A 20,053-nucleotide genomic window follows, 5' to 3' on the forward strand; every position below is an offset into this window, starting at 1 on the left:
CAAAACTCTCAAATAAAAACAAAAAAGCCTTCTATTAAGAAGAAGACTTTTGTAAGTGAAATCACATTATCTTTCTCCTTATCTTGCAAATGAAAAATCACTCGCAGGAATTAGCACCTTTTCAATGGACAAAGCATTGAAGGTTGCTGAGGTGTCATCGGGCCTTTCCCTCAACCTCTCTCGATAAGAAACCGAAATATTTTACATTTTCTAAAATTTACTACAACTTGCCATAAGTGTCAAGTTCAATGATATTGTAAAAAATGATTGTCTATCAAAAAATGGCATGATATAATTTTGCTACATTCAAAATTCATACGGGGTTGTAGCTCAGGGGGAGAGCATTTGCCTGGCAGGCAAAGGGTCGTGGGTTCGATTCCCATCAACTCCATTTACAAAAAGCCATTTCTAGTTAAAGCTAGAAGTGGCTTTTTTCTTTCTATAAAATATACATAGCATGATTAGTAGAGTTAAACAATAATCCAAGCACAGTCGATAGGATTAGAAGTAGCTGTTGTAACACGAGTGGTCGAGTGACTTAACACCATAATTTTATTACAAATATAGATTGTCCCATAATGGTATCTGAAACAAGGAGTGATTGAATATGCAAAAAATAATGATTGTTGAGGATGATCCTAAAATTGCAGAACACTTGAAAACACATATTGAAAAATATAGCTACGATGTGACGTGCGTGATTGATTTTGAACATGTAACAAATACATTTAATGATATAAAACCAGATCTGGTTCTTTTAGACATTAATTTACCAAGTTTTGATGGGTATTATTGGTGCAGGCAGATTCGGAAAGAGTCAGTGTGCCCCGTGATTTTTATCTCGGCAAGGATTGGGGAAATGGATCAGGTGATGGCATTAGAAAATGGTGGAGATGATTATATTACCAAGCCATTTAGTTCGGAAATTGTTATGGCCAAAATCCGTAGCCAATTGCGCCGTGCTTATGGCGAATATGCCACAAGACATGAAGATCGGGTATTAGAAAATGCTGGTCTTACATTCTTTCCAGAAAGGATGGAGTTGATCTTTGGCAAAAAAACCATCTCCTTATCAAAGAAAGAAGCAGATATTATCGAAAGCTTGATGGAACGATATCCTCGGGTGGCTGGTCGTGAAGACTTACTTGAGAAACTTTGGGATGACCAAAGCTATGTCGATGAAAATACATTGAATGTGAATATCACGAGGGTTCGGAAAAAATTTCAGGAAATTGGATTACAAGATGCAGTGGAAACAGTCAGAGGGGCTGGGTATCGGTTAAACGTTTCATGGAAGGAAGATAAGGCATGAGATTGTTTTTTAAGGAATATTCCTTACTGATTATTGTACAGGCTGTTCAAATGCTCGTCATCCTTTCAATCTTCTGGTTTGATGGATATCGAGATATCCATCTATTTTTTTACGTAATTTTTCTCAATTTTTTCATTCTTGGTTGCTATCTACTTTATTATTATTTATCACGTCGGAAGTTGTACCAGCGCTTGAATCAGCCGCTAGAATCACTAGATGACAGCTTTCAAAAAACAGATGATACGCCGGTTTCTATTGCTTTTGATCAAGTATTGCGTAACCAATACAAGCTTTTTCAAAGTCAATTAGAATCAGTAGAAAAAGAGCAGGAGGAGCATCGAAAGTTTATGGATCAATGGGTTCATCAGATGAAAACCCCTTTGTCGGTTATAGAACTCACTGCCCAAAATTTAGATGAACCTGAGTCCTCCAGCATCCGAGAAGAGACCGAGCGGATGCAAACGGGCTTGAACACGGTCCTCTATATTGCACGGCTAAAAACGATTGAGCAGGATTTTCATATTAAGCCGGTGAATCTCGCGAAATTGGTAGATGAAGTGAACGGAGAGAATAAACGATTTTATATTCGCAACAAAGTCTATCCTAAGCTAGAAGTGGAAAAGGAAGGATTGACGGTGGAGACCGATGAAAAGTGGCTTTTTTTTATCCTCTCTCAGCTTATCAATAATGCCGTTAAATATTCTTCCGGAACCAGTAATCGGATTGTTATTTCCATTTATGAAAGAGGGAAAGAAGCCATCCTAGAGGTAAAAGACTTTGGAATTGGCATTCCTGATGCGGATCAACGGCGGATATTTGATCCCTTTTATACCGGGGAAAATGGCAGGAAATTTAGAGAATCCACGGGTATGGGGCTGTATTTGACGAAGGAGACACTAGACACCCTCGGGCACCGGATTGAAATGGAGTCAGAGTTTGGTAAAGGTACAACCTTCCGCATCATTTTTACAGAAACTCAAAACCTTACAAGCTTGTAAGGAAAGTGAAAGAAGAATCGATAGGTAAGATAGCGAAGAGCAAGGTATACTAATCACAGATCAGAATTTGGAAGGGGATCTTGTGATGTTAGAAGTAAAACAGGTTAGTAAAATTTATGAAGGTAAAATGGCCTATAAAGCATTAAACAATATTAATTTCTCCGTTGAAGATGGGGAATTTGTTGGTATCATGGGGCCATCTGGTAGTGGGAAAACGACCCTTTTGAATATGATTGCTACAATTGATGAACCAACAATCGGTGAGATATTGATCAATGGAAAGAATCCACATCAACTTAAAAGAGAGGCCTTGGCAAAATTCCGAAGACGAGAACTCGGATTTGTTTTCCAGGACTTTAATTTGCTTCATACCTTAACCGTGGAGGAAAATATTGTCCTTCCGTTGACTCTCGATGGAAAAAAGGTCAAAGAGATGAAGCAGAAGGCGCGTGTTATCGCGGAAAAATTGGGGATTACCCCTATTATGAACAAGCGCACCTATGAAATCTCTGGTGGTCAGGCACAAAGGGCAGCTGTTGCAAGGGCGATGATTCATGTGCCCAAGATGCTACTCGCTGATGAACCGACTGGGAACCTTGATACGAAGTCGTCGAAGGATGTCATGGAAATGTTGGAATCGATAAATAAGAATGAGCGTGCAACGATGTTATTGGTGACCCATGATCCACAAGCAGCTAGTTATTGCAATCGGGTCATTTTTATCCGGGACGGACAGTTCTTTTCAGAAATTCATCGTGGAGATAATCGCCAAGCCTTTTTCCAAAAGATCATCGATACTCTTTCTTTACTAGGAGGGGATGGCCATGACCTTTCGCAGATTCGCGTTTAATAATGTCGTTCGCAATAAACGGTTGTATGCAGCATACTTTTTAAGCAGCATATTTACGGTGATGGTATTTTTTACATTTTCGATTTTCGCCTTCCACCCGGTTTTAGCCGGAGGTGAGATGAATTCAAATGTACAAAAGGGGATGAATATTGTAGCAGGAATCATCTATGTCTTTTCCTTTTTCTTCATTCTATATTCGATGAGTTCATTCTTGAATACCCGGAAGAAAGAGTTCGGGTTATTGATGATACAGGGCATGTCCGTTAGGCAAATTCGTCTAATGGTATTCATGGAAAACCTGTTGATTGGCTTTTTCGCAACTTTAGGCGGGATATTGTTGGGATTGATTTTTTCTAAAGGGATTTTATTGATAGCGGAAAATGTGCTTGTCATGGATAACTCACTAGACTTTTATATTCCGATTCAAGCAGTTATCATAACTTTTGTTTCCTTTATTTTGTTATTTTTCTTCATTTCGTTATTTGTATCTTATGTATTACGTAGTCGAAAGCTGATCGACTTAATTAAAGGAAATAAGAAGTCAAAAGGCGAACCAAAGGCGAATATCTTTCTAACGATTTTAGCAGTATTTCTGATTGGAATCGGATATGCAGTTGCTTTAATTGTGGAGGGAACCACCGTAATATTCGCAATGCTTCCAGTGATTATTGTCGTGATCATCGGTACCTATTTGTTGTTCACCCAGTTAAGTGTTTATTTGATCCGCAAGATTAAAAAGAATGACAACATCTTTTGGAAGAAAACGAACATGATTTTATTATCCGATCTATCGTTCCGAATGAAGGATAATGCTCGCACCTTTTTTATGGTAGCGATTGTTTCCACTGTCGCATTTAGTGCAATCGGGACGTTGTTCGGGTTTCAAACCATTCTTACAGCAGGGATTAAAATTAACAATCCTTATACTTTTTCATATACAGCTGTTGACCCGGAAGAGCAGAATGTTGCTTTAATTAATGAAACGATCAGGGAAGAAAATATGGAAGCGAATCAAGAGCAAACGATGCTTACGTTTTATGAGATTGGGCAAGATTCTATCCTCATAGCTAGGGAATCGGATTTTAATCGATTTGCTATAATGCTTGGAGAAGATACAATTGATATTCAAAATGGCCAGCTTAAAGTTGTAGAATTTACGGGGAATGAATTTGGACAAACTGAAGAGCTGCTCGAGCAAACGATTGAATTGAATTCTGGTGTTACCTTACTTCCAGAGGAAGTGATTTATTCAAGAGCCCTACCAGCAACTGATTCTTATTATGTAGTTTCTGATCAGGATTTCGAGGAACTGCCAGCTCCGTCAAGGGAAGATCACTATCATGCATGGCAGGTAACGGATGGGGAAGAAAACATATTAGCAGCTTCCAGAAAGATAGTGGAAGTACTCCCTCCTTATGAATTTTCTGCTAGGGATTATAGGATCTATCAATTAAATAAGGATTATGGTCTTGTATTGTTTGTAGGGTTGTTTATCGGGATTGTCTTTTTTGTTTCGGCTGGAAGTTTCCTTTATTTCCGACTTTACGCTGATTTAGAAGAAGACAAACAAAAATTCCGTTCAATTGCAAAAATGGGCTTAACAGAGAAAGAATTGAAAAAGGTTCTTACTAGACAAACTGCCATTCTCTTCTTCACACCGATTCTAGTGGCACTGATTCATGGAGCGGTGGCTCTGACCGCTTTGTCTCACCTTTTTTATTATGACTTAACAAAAGTATCCATAGCGGTACTAGGTGTATTTTTACTAATCCAAATCGTGTACTTTTATATTGTCCGCTTTTTCTACACTAAGCAGGTTAGAACTGTCCTTTGATGTAAAAATGAAGCAATTGGATTTAGATATGAATTTAGAGTTCCTTACATTTTGTAAGGAACTTTTTTAGGTTTCTATTGGGATGCATAAGTATTACCTTCAAGGCAAAACTATTACAAGAAAATGCCAGAAATTAAGGTGGATCCTAATGAATGGAAAGCTGATTAGTGCAATTCATATATATGTTCTAATGATAATGTCTACCGGATTTATGGTACATGTCCTGCTAATACCAATACTATTATCAACCTCTAACAGGGTTTCTTGGTTAAGTGTCATTTTTAGTACAATACCTTTCATTCTCTTTATATTACTTGTCTTCTATCTTTATAAAAAAGTGGATAAAACAGAAGATATTCTATCATTACTTAAAAAAAAATGTAAAAGTAATTGGATTTATATTTTTCTTACCATTATAATTGTGGGTTATTTTTTTGTAGTTGCCTTAATTACGCTAAAGTTCACATTTTTATGGGCAAAAGGGAACTATACCCTCGATACTCCGGATTTGGTCATAATATTAGCTTTTGCTTTGGTTTGCTATTATTCGACATCGAAAGGATTACTGACGATAAGTACAATCTCTCTTCTAACTTTGCCGATTGTTTCTATGTTTGGATTTTTGGTCGGGATCGGAAATTCTCCAAATAAAAATTACGAATTGCTATTCCCAATTTTCGAAAATGGGTACAGCGAATTTTTGTACGGAATTATTTATTCTTGCTCTGGTTTATTTGATATCATTTTTTTATTGTTTTTAACCCCTTTTATTAAGAACAAACTAAAGGTTAAGTGGCTTATCGTAACTGGCGTCATCCTTGTGTGTTTAATAGTAGGACCACTTACAGGAGCCATATCTGAATTTGGGCCACATGAAGCAGTAAAATTAAGAAATCCTGCTTATGAGGAGTGGAGATTATTAAAGATAGGTGAACACATTACCCGTTTAGATTCTCTATCTATTTTTCAGTGGCTATCAGGGGCATTTATTCGAATAAGCTTATCTATGTTTATTGTTGAGAAGATCGTTACCTATAAAAAAAAGACAAAATGGGTACTTCCTACCCTTTATTTGATTGTATTCGTTAGTGCTTCTATTCAATGGGATGCAAACTCGTTTTATTTATTTTTAAAAAATTACTATTTTCCAATTAGCCTTGTCCTTCAAATCGGTATCTTACTAATTCTTTTAATAATGATTCATTCGGTAGGTGAACAACATGGAGAAAGTACAAACGAACCAAGTTAAAGTCATTATAAATAAATTAAAGATTTGGTTTGAAGGTTCCTCAGATGTCGTGGTAAAAAAGAAAACATATCAAGATCATACATTAGAATTTATGTATTGCCCCCAACTTGTAGATATGAATAATATGAATGAAGTAATTTTCCCCGCCATTTTTCATGTGTGGGAAACGAATGGATTCATAACCAATGACTTACTAAATAATGTACTAGAAACGAGTAGACTCAAAGATTTAAATAATGCAAAACAAGAGATAGAGGAAAAGATTTTTTCTGGTGAATTGCTCGTCTTTCATCATAATAGTAATGATCTTTTTTTTATCCCAGTATCAAAAATTCCAAAGCGAAGTCCTGAAGAATCAAATTTAGAATCCTCCATTAGAGGGCCAAGGGATGGACTAGTTGAGAATATTTCTGATAACATGGCGTTAATCCGTCAAAGGTTAAAAACCTCTTCACTTAAAAGTATCGAATTCTCACTAGGCGAAAGAAGTAGAACCAAAATAGTTCTACTGTATATAGACGATATTATAAACCCGTCTGTATTAGAAGAAGTCAAAAACCGAATCGAATCCATTAAAGTTGATATTCTCATTAGCAGTTATGAAATTGAGGAACGACTTTATGATAAAACCTTTTCTCTTTTTCCCTTATTGGATCATTCAGGAAGACCTGATTTCGCAGTTAAATCTTTAACCCAAGGTAGATTTGTCATTTTAGTAGATGGAAATCCATCATGTTTGATAGGTCCTACATCTTTTAACCAAACTCTATTTTCACCAGAGGACATGCACGATAGTTTTTTTTACATCAGTTTTGTTCGATTGTTTCGGTTCATCGCTCTCCTTACAACCATTTTTCTACCTGGGTTTTATATATCTTTAATAACCTTTCAGCTGGATCAGATACCCTATTCACTAGTCGCAACCATCTCAGCATCTCGATTAGGCCTCCCCTTATCCGCTCCGATGGAGACATTTTTGATGCTCGCCTTATTTGAATTATTTAAAGAGGCTGGAGTACGTCTTCCAAAACCAGTTGGACAAACAGTTGCTGTTCTAGGTGGATTATTTATTGGAGATGCAGCGATACGTGCAGGATTAACTTCTCCTTCTTGTTTAGTCGTTATCTCAATCACAGTTATTTCTGGTTATATACTTATTAATCAAACTATTTCAAATAATATTGTCATATTGCGATTTTTTGTATTATTCATCTCTTCTGCCTTAGGGTTATATGGTTTTTTCCTCGCCTTTTTAAGCATTACAACAGCACTCGTTTCTTTAGAGAGTTTTGGTTTTCCCTATTTATCAAACCTATCTCAACCTAATCTAGGTAATCTGATCAAGAGTTTTATTAGGGTACCCTTTCAATTCATGAAGAAACGTAACCAAGCATATCAACCTACTGATCGTGATACACAGAAGGAGTAGTATATGAAAAAAACACTTCTCTTTATAATACTTTGGGTTAGCCTTATGAGTCTTGTTGGCTGCGGCTCAAAGGAAATTCAAAGTCAAGCATATATTACAGGTATAGGGATTGATTACGCAGATGGTGAATTTACTGTATATACCCAGGCACAAAATTTTGCAAATATCGCAAAACAAGATGGTACAACTTCACTTCAACAACCCGTACCTATTTTGGTAGGGGAAGCTAAGGCTAAGAGCATACACACAGCGCTAAACACATTAGAACAAAATGCACCACTCCCATTTTATTATGGACATGTTAATACAATACTTTTAAGCGAGAGTGTCATTAAGGATAAATTAAATTCTGTTATTGAATTTATTGGACAAAATCCTTTCCTTCGATACAATATTTGGCTTTTTGGAACAAAGGAGAATGTTAAAGAAATTTTATTAGGTGAAAGTTTCTTTAATTTCCCTTCACATTACACAATTATTCATAATCCAGATTTACTTTTGAAAAATAACTTTTTCATTCCCATTGAAGAGTATAATAAATTTATTTCATCCTACTATCAGCCGGCTGGTTCGTTTATCATCCCTTCCCTTTCATTAAAGGATACATATTTCTCTGAGGATGATAAGAATAAGATTTCAATTGCTACTGGTGGGTTTGCTCTCTCACACAAAAAGTTCAAAGGATGGGTTTCTAAAGAGGATTTAGTCGGATTAAAATGGTTTTCAAAAGAAGCGAACAACATTAAATATACACTGTTTGAAGATAAAGTTAGCTTGATTGTGCAAAATCCTACATACAACATTAAGGTTATTAGTGGCTCAAGCCCCAGCTATCATTTAACTTTGAAAGTAAATGCCCAAATTGCCCAAAATCAGGAGAAGATGAGTTATGATCAAATAAAAAAGGAAGTAGAAAAGAAAATTACAGATGAAATTGTAACAACTATGGAGAAAAGTGAAGCATTGCAAACTGATCTATTAAATATAAGTAATAAAGCATATCGATATCACTTACATGAATGGGATATTGATACTATTAATTCGGTAAGTAAAGATTCCATTAAAAAGATAACAGTTAAAGTTAACATTATTAAAACTGTGCATTATAAGCAATAGGTTTTGAAAGCTAGTAATTTCGTTTCTTTAACGTAACAGAATGCAGAAACACCACCTATTAACTGGTGGTGTTTTCAATGTTTTCTCTTAACACATGTTCTTTCATTAGTGTAAGAAAAGTTGTAAGTTCCTTCGTTTGCTTTAGCTCCGGACACATTTCCAATGACAAAAGTGAACTCTCGATCAGGAAGAGACGCGGAGTTTTATTGTTCATTACTTCCTCTTGAATAAAATCGACTAATTGTTGATATTTCACTTTCTCCGGTTCGTTTTGATGAATTTTCATGATTGCTTTTTTCAGAGCGCTTGATTTATGGATAAAGTCGTTCTGAAAATTATCCTCATTATTCTTTTCTGGCACCCATGTTTTAAGCAGGTCTGGGTTAAGTAATTGTGAATTTGAATCATCTAAATCATTTACCAAAGTAATTAAGCGATCAACACAATACCGAATGATACCTACCCGATCTACTAATGGCCCATTTGCAAAAAAGTTATATTGAAAGGTTTGCTGTAACATTCCAGTAAACAGAATGGCACAATCTAACATATACCGACGTTTGTCTTCACCAAACAAATCAATGAACCGATAATACAACCATCTGATGTGTAACAATTGAACCCGCTTGATAAATACCTTTAAATCGGGATCATTTGATACATAAACCTCTTCAATTAAAGTAAATAGTTTATTACGTTTATTATTATAAAAGAAGAGTTCTAATTGCTTAATGAATATTTCAATATCCGCCAGGTTTTCTCCAATTAATAATTTATTCCGCTCTTCTTCATGTTTCTCTTGTATGGAGTTAAAAACTGCCTTAAAAAGCTCACTTTTAGAAGAAAAATAATTATAGAAGGTTCCCTTTGAAATACCGCTATAGTCAAGGATATCTTGGATGGATGTTGCCTGAAAACCTTTTTCCATAAACAACTGATGGGCTTTTGATAAAACATGTTGTTTTCGTTCGTTCATTTTATCTACCTACTTTGGAACTACGTTATTAAAATCATACTACATCAATTCAAGTGTGAATTCAATTTGACTGACCTTCTCTAATTGCACTTTATGCCAACTAAATAGAAAAATGTCGAAAAAAGCTGTCGGAATTTTTTTCCATAAATTGATTGATTACTAGTTTTAAAATGTTACCATTATACTGTAAGCGTTATCAAAATGACGCTTATATTGCTAGTTTTTTTACTATAAGGAGGAATAAAATGAGCCAATTAACAATTGCATTACGAGAAAAAGTAGAGGCATTCTTGAATGGGTCAAAGAAACTTTATATCAATGGAGAATTTGTAGAAAGTGCTTCCGGGAAAACCTTTGAATCTTATAACCCTGCTACTGGAGAAGTGTTAGCAACGGTTTATGAAGCAGGTCCAGAGGATATTGATCGTGCTGTAAAAGCTGCTCGAAAAGCCTTTGACGAAGGTCCTTGGTCAAAAATGACTGCAGCTGCGAGAAGTCGTTTAATGTATAAATTGGCAGATTTAATGGAACTACATAAAGACGAGTTGGCACAATTAGAAACATTGGATAATGGTAAACCAATTCGCGAAACAACAAATGCTGATATTCCCCTTGCAATTGAACATATGCGCTACTATGCAGGATGGTCTACGAAAATTGTTGGACAAACAATTCCTGTAAATGGACCATTTTTTAACTATACTCGCCATGAGGCAGTTGGGGTAGTTGGACAAATTATTCCTTGGAATTTCCCACTGTTGATGGCAATGTGGAAGCTTGGAGCAGCACTAGCTACTGGTTGTACAATTGTATTGAAACCAGCCGAGCAAACACCTCTTTCTGTCCTTTATTTAGCTGAGCTAGTAGAAGAAGCAGGATTCCCACCTGGCGTTTTAAATATCGTTCCTGGATTTGGTGAGACAGCTGGACAGCCTCTTGTGGACCATCCACAAGTTGATAAGATTGCGTTTACCGGATCAACTGAAGTTGGAAAGATGATTATGCAAAGAGCCTCTCAATCATTAAAGAGAGTAACTTTAGAGTTAGGTGGAAAATCTCCAAATATTATTTTACCTGATGCCGATCTTTCAAAAGCAATTCCTGGAGCATTAAACGGGGTTATGTTTAACCAAGGTCAGGTATGCTGTGCTGGCTCACGTGTATTCATTCAGAAGAAGCAATTTGACAATGTTGTGGCAGATATGGCCAGCCACGCAGAAAAAATCAAACAGGGCGCTGGACTTCATTCAGATACAGAAATTGGACCACTTGTTTCAATTGAACAACAAAAACGTGTCCTAGGCTATATTGAAAAAGGTCTAAATGAGGGTGCGGAGTTAGTAGTCGGCGGTCAAAATCCATATGAAGAAGGCTATTTTGTATCTCCAACTATTTTTGCCAACGTGAAAGATGAAATGACAATTGCAAAGGAAGAAATCTTCGGCCCAGTTATATCAGCAATGCCTTATGATGACCTTGATGAATTAATTGCCCGTGCAAATAATTCAGAGTATGGTCTTGCAGCAGGCGTATGGACGCAAGATGTAACGAAAGCACATTATATTGCAAATAACCTTCGCGCTGGAACAGTATGGGTGAACTGCTATAATGCCTTTGATGCAGCCTCACCATTTGGTGGATACAAGCAATCTGGAATTGGCCGTGAAATGGGATCCTATGCTCTAAACAACTACACAGAAGTTAAGAGTGTATGGATTTCTATGAATTAAAACAAAAGTGCAAGCGCCTCGTTCAGCCCCGACAAGCATAAGACGATTTAGAATAGAAGGTGCTCTTTGCCTTCAATTCTAAATTGGCTTATGACCTCGAGGGGCTAGGCGCTGGAACTGGATGTCGAAACGCTTAGCCTAAAGTCTTAATAATTAGAAAAGCGCAAGGCGCCCGCGTATCGGCGAGAATCATAAGTCAAGCCCAACCTTCCTAAGTGATTGGCTAGATCGGAGAGTCGAGATGCTTTTTTATCTATTAAGAAATTAGAAAGGCAAAACGAAAGCGAGAACCTTTTGGCTCTCGCTTTCTTAATGTATTGCAGCATTTTCTTGGTTCTGTTTTTGTTTATTTGAAAGCGACATTCTGCAGACAATATCTAATATTCTTGTACTAATAAATTGACCAATAACCGCAAAAATAATAATCTTCCAATCTACGATAATTCCTGTTGTAAGCAGAATGGTACCATTAATAGCAAAAAGCGTCTTCCCCGGTGAGTATCCTCTTAACTTAGATATAATTAATGCTAGTATATCCATTCCACCTGAAGAGGCACCCATACGAAATAAAATCCCAATCCCAACACCAAAAATAATTGATCCCAATAGTAAATCTAGTACAACATTTGTAATCTGCCCAGTTATAAAAGGAGAAATTAGACCAACTGTTACTGAGGTAACCGTTACACAATACAAAGTCCAAATGGCGGTTCCTTTTCCTAGCCATTTTATCGCAGCAAAGAGTAAACCTGCATTTAGTATCCAAAGCGTAATTTCGAAGGGAGTATTGAGAATATAATTAAACAATACAGCAAGACTTGCTGCTCCCCCTGTTGGGATAAAGTGTGGAAATAAGAACATAGCCATTGCAAATCCTTGAATACTGGCTGCAATGCCTAGCATCAAACCCTTACTAATCGTGTTCATAACATAACTCCCTATTTGTTCTCACTTTTTCTATATTTACTAGTAATCGTATCATTATTTTTCTGAAAGGTAAAACCCACATGGAGTTATGATTTCTCATTTTTATTATTTCCTTCGAGTCTAGCTAGCAATTCATAAGGGCGTACTTTGAAGGCTTCATATGGAACATAATCTCCTTTCATTGCATCAAGAACACGAGGTTTATATTTAGGTCGTTTGATGTATTGGTCAATATTGGATTCGTCAACTTTCACAAAAGAGACGTCCATTGTTTCATTTGAAGTTGTTAAATTGCCACTGACATATTCACCACGTAAAACAATGGTAACTACACTCCCATTCGAATATACTCCAGTTACACCCTTTATAACTACTTGAGCCCCTGTTTCCTCATAGATTTCCCTATAAAGAGCTTGATCCAGTGTCTCACCTTCATCTACTCCCCCTCCAGGGAGCTCCCAAGTATCAGAACGCCAGTATGTCTTTACCAATAATGTTTCCTGTTTAGCGTTGGTTATATATCCACTTACACTTACTGAGTGTTTTGGTGAATCGAATGTCCCTGTTGGAGATAAATAATCCTCCGTATAATCTAAAATAAGGCTTCTCATTTCCTCCATCTTTTCTTTTTGATTTTTCTTGTCCTTGTTCATTCTTTTTTCAATATTTATATATTCGTCATAGTTAGGGTACTCCCAGATTGCAATTATCTCACTGTTTGATTCAGTGATCCATTGCCCAACTAACTTTGCACCATTTCTAATCCCAATTGGAATAACAAAGGTATTCAAAAATTTAGTACAATCATAAGTCTTTTCGGGAAGAATTTGATAGGTAATTCTTTTAAAGAACATAAAATCATCCTTACTATCAAAGATTACTGTATCATACGTTATACTCTTCAAATTGTTTGGACGTAAAATATAAAAGACCTGCTTAGCTGATTCATTCAGATAAGCAGGTCTTTCTTTTTGATTAGTCTTTCCAAGTAATTTCACCCGATTTTGTTGTAGGATCGATTTCAACCTCGAAATCATGTTTTTCATAAAAATAGACGAGACGGTCCACATGGTCCCAATCTCTCTTCGCTATATCTCCAGTAATTACTGGAATGTTCTGTTCACGCGCAATATCCTTTAAGTGAGTAATGCAGATTGAACCATAACCTTGATTTGCAGGTCCTTTTATATCACCAATGTGAATCGCATGATCCTCTTGATATTGAGCCTGAAGGGAAAAATCCCAATTTCCTTTATAGGCTGAGTCACAGTCATTCACCATAATTTGACATCGATTTCCATCATCAAATGCAGAAACTATAACCCACTTTTCTTCCTTTGATTGGTCAATACCTATGATTTGATGTCTCTTTGAGATTTCCTTGATGTTATCTTGCATGCGGAAAAGCTGAAATTGCAATTCCTCTAAGTCCTGTTTGACCTCTGACGGGCTCTTGTCTAGATCCTCTTTCATTAGCAAACTTTGAAAATACATTACAAACACCTTTCTCGTATATTTTTTGCATAAAGCATTCTTTCCATTTATATGGATAAAAAGGGAAATGTTTACGTTTATTACAGCAAACATACAAATTCCTATTATAGTAGACTATTAGTGAAATTGCAAATAAAGCTCTTCTATACCTTTGTTGTCATATTATTATCAAATCCTTATAACATGTTTGTAATCAAATTGTCATTTTTATATGTTACGATTATGCCTTGAGTAGGACAAAGGTCTTATGAAGGAGGTAGGATACCATGAAAAAGAAACGAACCCTTCTCTATTTAACCGGTTTTCTATTCATTATTGGAGTAAGTATCTTCGTTACACAGCATCCCTCAGATGCCAAAACGATAGAGAAAAAGGACGAATATGCCCAAAAAGCAGCTAAAGAAGAATCCAATCAAAAAGAACAACATATAGAGCCTGTTCAGATGGCTTCTAAAAATTATAATATAAAGCAAGAAAATACAATTACCGGCCCTGAACTTGACGAACATCTAAAGGGAAATCTAAAGGGCTTAGGAACTAAGTTTGTAAAATCTGGTGAAGAGCATGAGATTGATCCAGTATTTTTAGCTGCATTAGCTGCACAAGAAACTGGATGGGGCAATTCAGATATCGCAGAGTCTCCATGGAATAATATTGGTGGGATTACTTGTATGCCAGATATTTATCAAGATATCTTCGGTGAGGACTATCCTAATCCAGGTTGTGAAGAGTTAGTGGCAGGTGGAACGAAGTGGCAAAAATTCCTTTCTACCGAAGATAGCATTCGTTTTAAAGCTATCTATTTAAAGAAATACTATGTGGAGAATGGAAAAAATACCATTAGTGAAATCCAATCTACCTACGCACCTAATGAAGCTTCAAATGATGCGACCGGTTTAAATAATCACTGGGTAAAAAATATAGTATCAATTATGAACGATGTAAAGGAAAAACAGACATTATAAAAGGTATCTCAATTTGAGGTACCTTTTTTTGTATTAATCACAAATATTTTTAGTGGCAGTGAACTTTTTCATAATATTATTCGTATTAAATTTGTAATTCAAAAATGAAATGTAAAGATAAGGGTGATAAGAATGACGGTGTTTTTTATCTTTTGGCTAGCTGCAACGATTGGGGCTATCGCGGTTATGCCGTATCAATTTAAAATGTTAAAAGGAAAAATGGAGGAAGATGCAAAAAACAATCCTACGAAAAAGATTCCCCCGACTCCGGTACTCGCTCTACTTAGTATCGTTCAAAGTGTTGTTTTGTTAGGCATATCTGCATTTGTTGGAACCCTTTTAGCTCCAAAAGTTGATCTACATTGGTGGTTAATTGATTACCTGTTACATCGTACCCCTATTCCGTACTCCATTTTGGACACGATCTTGTTTAGTATTGTAATTGGTTTTGTTGTGTCCGTCATACTTATCGTATTGGATTTCTTGTTCATGAAGAAAATGCCAAAGGTTCAAATGGATGAACCCTCAAAACTACAGGCACTTCTAGCTTCCTTTTACGGAGGCATATCAGAGGAAGTTTTAACGCGACTCTTTATAATGACCTTGGTTGTATATATTTCGAAACTTTTAGGTGTTGAAAATTTCGCCTATTGGATAGGAATACTATTTGCAGCGCTCCTCTTTGGTATCGGACATTTACCTGCAGCTATTTCGTTATTTGGAAAAACGAAACTGGTAATTATTCGAACCATAGTCCTTAATACGATTCCTGGAATCATGTTTGGATTATTATATTGGAAATATGGAATCGAGGTTGCAATGATTTCTCATTTTACTGGGGATATATTTTTGCACGTAATTTTTGGACCAATTATTAGAAAAAACGCGGTATAGTATACGCTCACGAGTCTTCGTGGGCTTTTCCGCTTGTTTGTTTAGTAAATTTTTACACCCATCACATTCAAACCTAATATACTACACAAACGATTTCTTTAGGAAGGAGCTCTATCATGTACTATTATGAACCCTGGGTGAATCGTACGGTTCCAACAAGGGGTAACAACGCTATCCAAAACAGAATTAAGGTGATTGGAGAAGGAACTGTAAAGGCTGTTCCCGATTCAGCAACCATCACCTTAGGTGTCATTACAGAAAATACTACCGTTACAATTGCGCAGGAGCAGAATAACGAAATCACTAAAAAGGTGATTGATGCTCTTATAGCCGCAGGAATCCCAAATGAGCAAATCAAGACTGTAGATTTTCGAATAGATATTATCTATGACTACGAAAATTCAACACAAACCCTAAAAGGTTATCGAGTTACTCATATGATCCAAATTTCGGGTGTGCCAATCGAAGCCGCCGGAGGCATTGTTGATACAGCTGTTCAAAATAGCGCGAATACGGTTACTAGTATTGACTTTACCATCCAAAGTCCACAAGCTTATTATGCGAGAGCACTAGGAGATGCTGTACAGGATGCTCAGGCAAAGGCTCGTACCATCGCAAATAACGTAAGAGTACAACTCCAAGAAACTCCTATTCATATGCAGGAACTCTCTCAACAATCTCCCCCAATCCCATTTCAAACGGCAATGTTTGCTAAGAGTGAAGCTGATACACCTCTTCAACCTGGAGAATTAACCATAAGCGCTAGAATTGAAGCCACATTTATTTTTATGATCTAAGTTGTAAAAAGGCACAAAATAGCGCTGCCTCAGAGTGTAGACAAAGTCAGTATTGACTTTGTCTACACGATTTTTCACAGTACTTCTAAAAATAAATTACTTTCCCCAGACTGTCTTGAAAACACTTGTCAGACAAGGCGCGCAGTCGATCGAAGACGCGAATTAAAGTTACCTTATGAGCCAGACGAGAGAGGCAAGCAACGCAGTATGCAAGAGTTTGTCAACAGTCTAAGGCACAAAGTAGGGCCTTTTTCATTTACATATAATCAAGCTCGATTAAATCCCAAGACGTAATGATACCTAAAGGCTTTCCATCCATCTTCCCATTTGCCGTGATAATGACAGCCTCGAGTTTTTTGCCATGTGCATGGCGTTTTTCAAACATTTCTTCTACTTCAAAAATTTCTCTATCTTTATCTACAAAATCAATCAAATGCTTTGTCTCATAGGGAATTATTTCACCTACTCGAATATCTCTTAGTTCTATGGTTTCCTGTGATAAACGCTTGGCCATCCATTTTAGAATTGCTCCCGAAGTTAAGATACCAATGCATGAGCCATTTTTATATATTGGGAACTTTGTATAAGTATTAGTTTGTATAGCAAGCACGACATCCTTAATAGAGGATTGAAAATTAAAATAAACAACAGGGCCATTGGAAAAAGATAGGGCTGTTCGAGGCATTTCCAATAGAGCAGCAATTTCCTCAATCCGTTCGACAACCTCTCTATGAGGCTCCGCAATATAAAAATCCGCTCGTAGTTTTTCATGAACAATTGCATTTCGAAGCTTTGCAAATTGATAGAGCTCATCTTTATAAGAACGGATAATTGCATGCCTTTTTGCACCATGTGTTACCAACTGACTAAAAATATCACCATTCACATTTTTTACCATTTTACTCAAAGCCTTATGAATACGATTGAAGGCTACTTCAAACCGCACTGATAACTCTATTTCTATTGCTTCCATTTCTGTACTCCCCCCTATTAGTAGTATAAGTTACTACGAATAAAGTAGGGCAAAAAAAGTAGCCAAATGGCTACTTTTTTTTAGTTACACTTATTTATTTTCTTTATCTTCAACTAAATCAAAATATAGTTTTCGTAGGATGTATGTTTTGTATGTCTCGAGCTTTTTTCGTTCAACCGGATGTTGATGAATTCCCTTTTCCTTTAGTAGCTTAATATACCAACCCTTTGATCCTGGATATGCCATTTTCTACTCCCCCTCTTTTCTCGCTTGTCCTAAATGTATGCTGGGAATATGGAAAGAATGACTATGGTGGTATTAGAACTCCTTAATTTTTTTAAAAAATAAGTGAAACGATTTCTAATTATAAATGCTAACCTAAGAATGTACAAAAGTGATTGTTTAAATATGTACACTTTTGACGAATTATCTGCATAATATTCTTGGAGGGGAATATCATGCATATGCAGATAAATATTAATACTGACATAGAAATTAATAGTCTATTAGATTTACCGAAATTAAAAATGTTAATGGAGAGCTTAAACATGAAAGTTAATAAGAGTAAATTAGCTCGAGATATGGGAGTTGATCGGAGGACGATTGAAAAATATCTTAATGGTTATCTGCCTAAAAAGAATCGAGATAGGTCATCAAAGATTGATGATTATTATGAAATTATAAAGCTACTTCTTTCGGAGGAGTCAAAACAAGTATTTTATTATAAACGAGTTTTATGGCAATACCTACAGGATAATCATGGATTAATGTGTGGTCAATCCACATTTCGAGCGTACATATCAAGCATACCTGAATTCCAAAGTTATTTTGATTCAGGAAATCGAAAGAGTTCCAACAGCGAAGTAATTCGATTTGAAACTCCACCAGGTGAACAAGCCCAGTTGGATTGGAAGGAAAATATTCGATACATCACTAAAGATGGGGAGATTTTGTATATAAATGTTTGTGTACTTTTACTCGCCCATTCAAGGTTTCGAACATTTAATCTATCAATCTCAAAATCACAAAGTGTGTTACTGTCATTTATTACGGAAAGTTTTGAGGTATTTGGGGGTGTTCCAAAAACGATTGTAACGGATAACATGAAGACGGTCATGGATGAAGCACGAACAGAGTATCAAAAAGGAAAAGTGAATGAACGGTTTTATCAATTCTCAAAGGATATGGGATTTGAAGTAAGGCCTTGTATAGCTGGAAGACCAAGAACCAAAGCAAAAGTGGAAGCCCCAATGAAATTTCTTGATGAAATTCATGCTTATCAAGGAAAATTTGATTATGAAGAACTACATCAATTTATACAAAAGTTATGTAATCGTATAAATAATAGTTACCACCAGGGTACAGGAAAAATACCAATATTAGCACTAAAAAAAGAAAGAAACCTCTTATCCCAATTACCACAAAAGAGAATAAGAGATTTCTATAAAATTGACCATATACCTGCGAAAGTGAATACATCAAATATGATCACTTTCAAGTCCAATCAGTATTCAGTCCCACCTGGATACATAGGAAAAACTCTTAGTTTACAAGTATATGATAACCATATCTTTGTTTATTATAACACGGATTTAATTGTCCAACACCCTATTAGCCATCAAAAACTTAATTACAAACCTGAACATTATGTTGATGCATTGGCTAGAGGGCTTCCTTCTTCGACCAATATTGAGGAGCTAGCAAGGAAAAATTTAGAGGCGATTAATGAGGTGTATAAAAATGAATAGTAGTTATAGCAAGCTAGTACAAAATTTAGAGTATTTAAAGTTGAAACAAATGATAGCTCATCTTGATGACACAATTGATTTTATGACTAAAAATCAATTGTCATTTACGGATACACTACTCAAACTTACGGACTATGAAATTGATATGAAAGAAATAAACATGGTGAAATCAATGGTAAAGGTAGGTGCCTTTCCACATTTCAAAGAAATTAAAGACTTTGATTTTGATTTTCAGCCTTCAATTAATAAACAGCAGATATTGGATTTCTCCACCTTACGGTTTATTGAGCAAAAAGAAAACATCGTTTTCTTAGGCACAAGTGGAGTTGGGAAAACCCATTTGGCGACCTCTATTGGAATAGCAGCTGCCAAGAAAAGGACGAGTACGTATTTTATAAAGTGTAATGATTTAATCATGAATCTAAAAAGAGCAAAACTTGAAAACCGCCTGGAAAATAGACTTAAACATTATGCGAAATATAAGCTGCTTATCATCGATGAGATTGGTTATTTGCCTATTGATGCAGAAGATGCCAAGTTGTTTTTTCAGTTGATTGACTTGCGGTATGAGCAGAAAAGTACCATTTTAACAACGAACGCTAGTTTTAAAACCTGGGGTGAGATATTTCAAGACCCCAAAATAGCCAATGCGATTTTAGATCGTGTCCTCCATCACGCAACAGTGGTGAATATTATCGGAGATTCATACCGTCTAAAAAACCATTTCGATAAAGAAAACAGCAAACAAGGAGATCGATGAA

The 20,053-nt window shown here is 36.1% G+C and carries 19 protein-coding genes, 1 tRNA gene and 1 riboswitch; of the genes, 14 read left to right on the top strand and 6 right to left on the bottom strand.

The annotated features are described in order from the left end of the window. Positions 1-75: 75 nt before the first annotated feature. Positions 76-190, bottom strand: a riboswitch (SAM riboswitch). A 129-nt stretch (positions 191-319) separates the two neighbouring features. From ACWNMY_RS06185 to ACWNMY_RS06220, 8 genes are all read left to right on the top strand, one after another. Next, positions 320-391 (top strand) — tRNA-Ala (locus ACWNMY_RS06185). Positions 392-607: 216 nt separating this feature from the next. After that, positions 608-1,312 carry a response regulator transcription factor gene (locus ACWNMY_RS06190; protein ID WP_449537372.1) on the top strand — a complete coding sequence of 235 codons (705 nt, stop codon included), beginning with the start codon at positions 608-610 and terminating at the stop codon, positions 1,310-1,312. Then, a complete protein-coding gene (locus ACWNMY_RS06195; protein ID WP_449537373.1) occupies positions 1,309-2,310 on the top strand; it encodes a sensor histidine kinase in 1,002 nt (333 codons plus the stop codon). The genes ACWNMY_RS06190 and ACWNMY_RS06195 overlap by 4 nt, the downstream gene beginning before the upstream one ends. 85 nt (positions 2,311-2,395) lie before the next feature. Then, positions 2,396-3,160 (top strand): ABC transporter ATP-binding protein, encoded by a 765-nt coding sequence (locus ACWNMY_RS06200; RefSeq protein WP_449537374.1) that lies wholly within the window; start codon positions 2,396-2,398, stop codon positions 3,158-3,160. Then, positions 3,135-4,994: an ABC transporter permease gene (locus ACWNMY_RS06205; protein WP_449537375.1), complete on the top strand. Its 1,860-nt coding sequence runs from the start codon at positions 3,135-3,137 to the stop codon at positions 4,992-4,994. The genes ACWNMY_RS06200 and ACWNMY_RS06205 overlap by 26 nt, the downstream gene beginning before the upstream one ends. Before the next feature lie 148 nt (positions 4,995-5,142). Further along, positions 5,143-6,243, top strand: coding sequence for an endospore germination permease (locus ACWNMY_RS06210; protein ID WP_449537376.1), 1,101 nt, complete (start codon positions 5,143-5,145; stop codon positions 6,241-6,243). Next, positions 6,215-7,672: a spore germination protein gene (locus ACWNMY_RS06215; RefSeq protein WP_449537377.1), complete on the top strand. Its 1,458-nt coding sequence runs from the start codon at positions 6,215-6,217 to the stop codon at positions 7,670-7,672. The genes ACWNMY_RS06210 and ACWNMY_RS06215 overlap by 29 nt, the downstream gene beginning before the upstream one ends. A 3-nt stretch (positions 7,673-7,675) precedes the next feature. Then, positions 7,676-8,788, top strand: a complete 1,113-nt coding sequence (locus tag ACWNMY_RS06220; RefSeq protein ID WP_449537378.1) for a Ger(x)C family spore germination protein — start codon at positions 7,676-7,678, stop codon at positions 8,786-8,788. 58 nt (positions 8,789-8,846) lie between these two features. Here ACWNMY_RS06220 and ACWNMY_RS06225 read toward each other — a convergent pair whose 3' ends face one another. Beyond that, positions 8,847-9,764, bottom strand: a complete 918-nt coding sequence (locus ACWNMY_RS06225) for a TetR/AcrR family transcriptional regulator (RefSeq protein WP_449537379.1) — start codon at positions 9,762-9,764, stop codon at positions 8,847-8,849. A gap of 245 nt (positions 9,765-10,009) precedes the next feature. Between ACWNMY_RS06225 and ACWNMY_RS06230 the strand changes: the two genes are divergently transcribed. After that, entirely contained in the window at positions 10,010-11,494 is a 1,485-nt protein-coding gene (locus ACWNMY_RS06230; protein ID WP_449537380.1) for an aldehyde dehydrogenase family protein, read from the top strand. Between the two features lie 309 nt (positions 11,495-11,803). On the opposite strand, the gene ACWNMY_RS06235 is transcribed toward ACWNMY_RS06230, so the two are convergent. From ACWNMY_RS06235 to ACWNMY_RS06245, 3 genes are all read right to left on the bottom strand, one after another. Further along, the gene (locus tag ACWNMY_RS06235) at positions 11,804-12,421 is read right to left on the bottom strand and encodes a YitT family protein (RefSeq protein WP_449537381.1); all 618 of its coding nucleotides are present in this window, start codon (positions 12,419-12,421) and stop codon (positions 11,804-11,806) included. An 86-nt stretch (positions 12,422-12,507) separates the two neighbouring features. Further along, positions 12,508-13,446 (bottom strand): NUDIX domain-containing protein, encoded by a 939-nt coding sequence (locus ACWNMY_RS06240; protein ID WP_449537382.1) that lies wholly within the window; start codon positions 13,444-13,446, stop codon positions 12,508-12,510. Further along, positions 13,397-13,915, bottom strand: a complete 519-nt coding sequence (locus tag ACWNMY_RS06245) for a hypothetical protein (RefSeq protein ID WP_449537383.1) — start codon at positions 13,913-13,915, stop codon at positions 13,397-13,399. The genes ACWNMY_RS06240 and ACWNMY_RS06245 overlap by 50 nt, the downstream gene beginning before the upstream one ends. A gap of 266 nt (positions 13,916-14,181) precedes the next feature. On the opposite strand from ACWNMY_RS06245, the gene ACWNMY_RS06250 reads away from it, so the two are divergent. The 3 genes from ACWNMY_RS06250 to ACWNMY_RS06260 all read left to right on the top strand — a co-directional run bounded on the left by ACWNMY_RS06250 (position 14,182) and on the right by ACWNMY_RS06260 (position 16,571). Further along, the gene (locus tag ACWNMY_RS06250; RefSeq protein ID WP_449537384.1) at positions 14,182-14,880 is read left to right on the top strand and encodes a glucosaminidase domain-containing protein; all 699 of its coding nucleotides are present in this window, start codon (positions 14,182-14,184) and stop codon (positions 14,878-14,880) included. 132 nt (positions 14,881-15,012) lie between these two features. After that, positions 15,013-15,774, top strand: a complete 762-nt coding sequence (locus tag ACWNMY_RS06255) for a CPBP family intramembrane glutamic endopeptidase (protein WP_449537385.1) — start codon at positions 15,013-15,015, stop codon at positions 15,772-15,774. A 116-nt stretch (positions 15,775-15,890) separates the two neighbouring features. After that, positions 15,891-16,571 (top strand): SIMPL domain-containing protein, encoded by a 681-nt coding sequence (locus ACWNMY_RS06260; RefSeq protein WP_449537386.1) that lies wholly within the window; start codon positions 15,891-15,893, stop codon positions 16,569-16,571. 256 nt (positions 16,572-16,827) lie between these two features. On the opposite strand, the gene ACWNMY_RS06265 is transcribed toward ACWNMY_RS06260, so the two are convergent. Beyond that, a complete protein-coding gene (locus ACWNMY_RS06265; RefSeq protein ID WP_449537387.1) occupies positions 16,828-17,544 on the bottom strand; it encodes a CBS domain-containing protein in 717 nt (238 codons plus the stop codon). Between the two features lie 90 nt (positions 17,545-17,634). After that, the gene (locus ACWNMY_RS06270; RefSeq protein WP_449537388.1) at positions 17,635-17,790 is read right to left on the bottom strand and encodes a DUF2639 domain-containing protein; all 156 of its coding nucleotides are present in this window, start codon (positions 17,788-17,790) and stop codon (positions 17,635-17,637) included. A gap of 212 nt (positions 17,791-18,002) precedes the next feature. Between ACWNMY_RS06270 and istA the strand changes: the two genes are divergently transcribed. Beyond that, entirely contained in the window at positions 18,003-19,292 is a 1,290-nt protein-coding gene (gene istA / locus ACWNMY_RS06275) for an IS21 family transposase (RefSeq protein WP_449536317.1), read from the top strand. Then, positions 19,285-20,052, top strand: coding sequence for an IS21-like element helper ATPase IstB (istB, locus tag ACWNMY_RS06280; protein ID WP_440274940.1), 768 nt, complete (start codon positions 19,285-19,287; stop codon positions 20,050-20,052). The genes istA and istB overlap by 8 nt, the downstream gene beginning before the upstream one ends. The last annotated feature ends 1 nt before the right edge of the window (position 20,053 follow it).

The sequence above is a fragment of the Ferdinandcohnia sp. Marseille-Q9671 genome, from assembly GCF_976954385.1.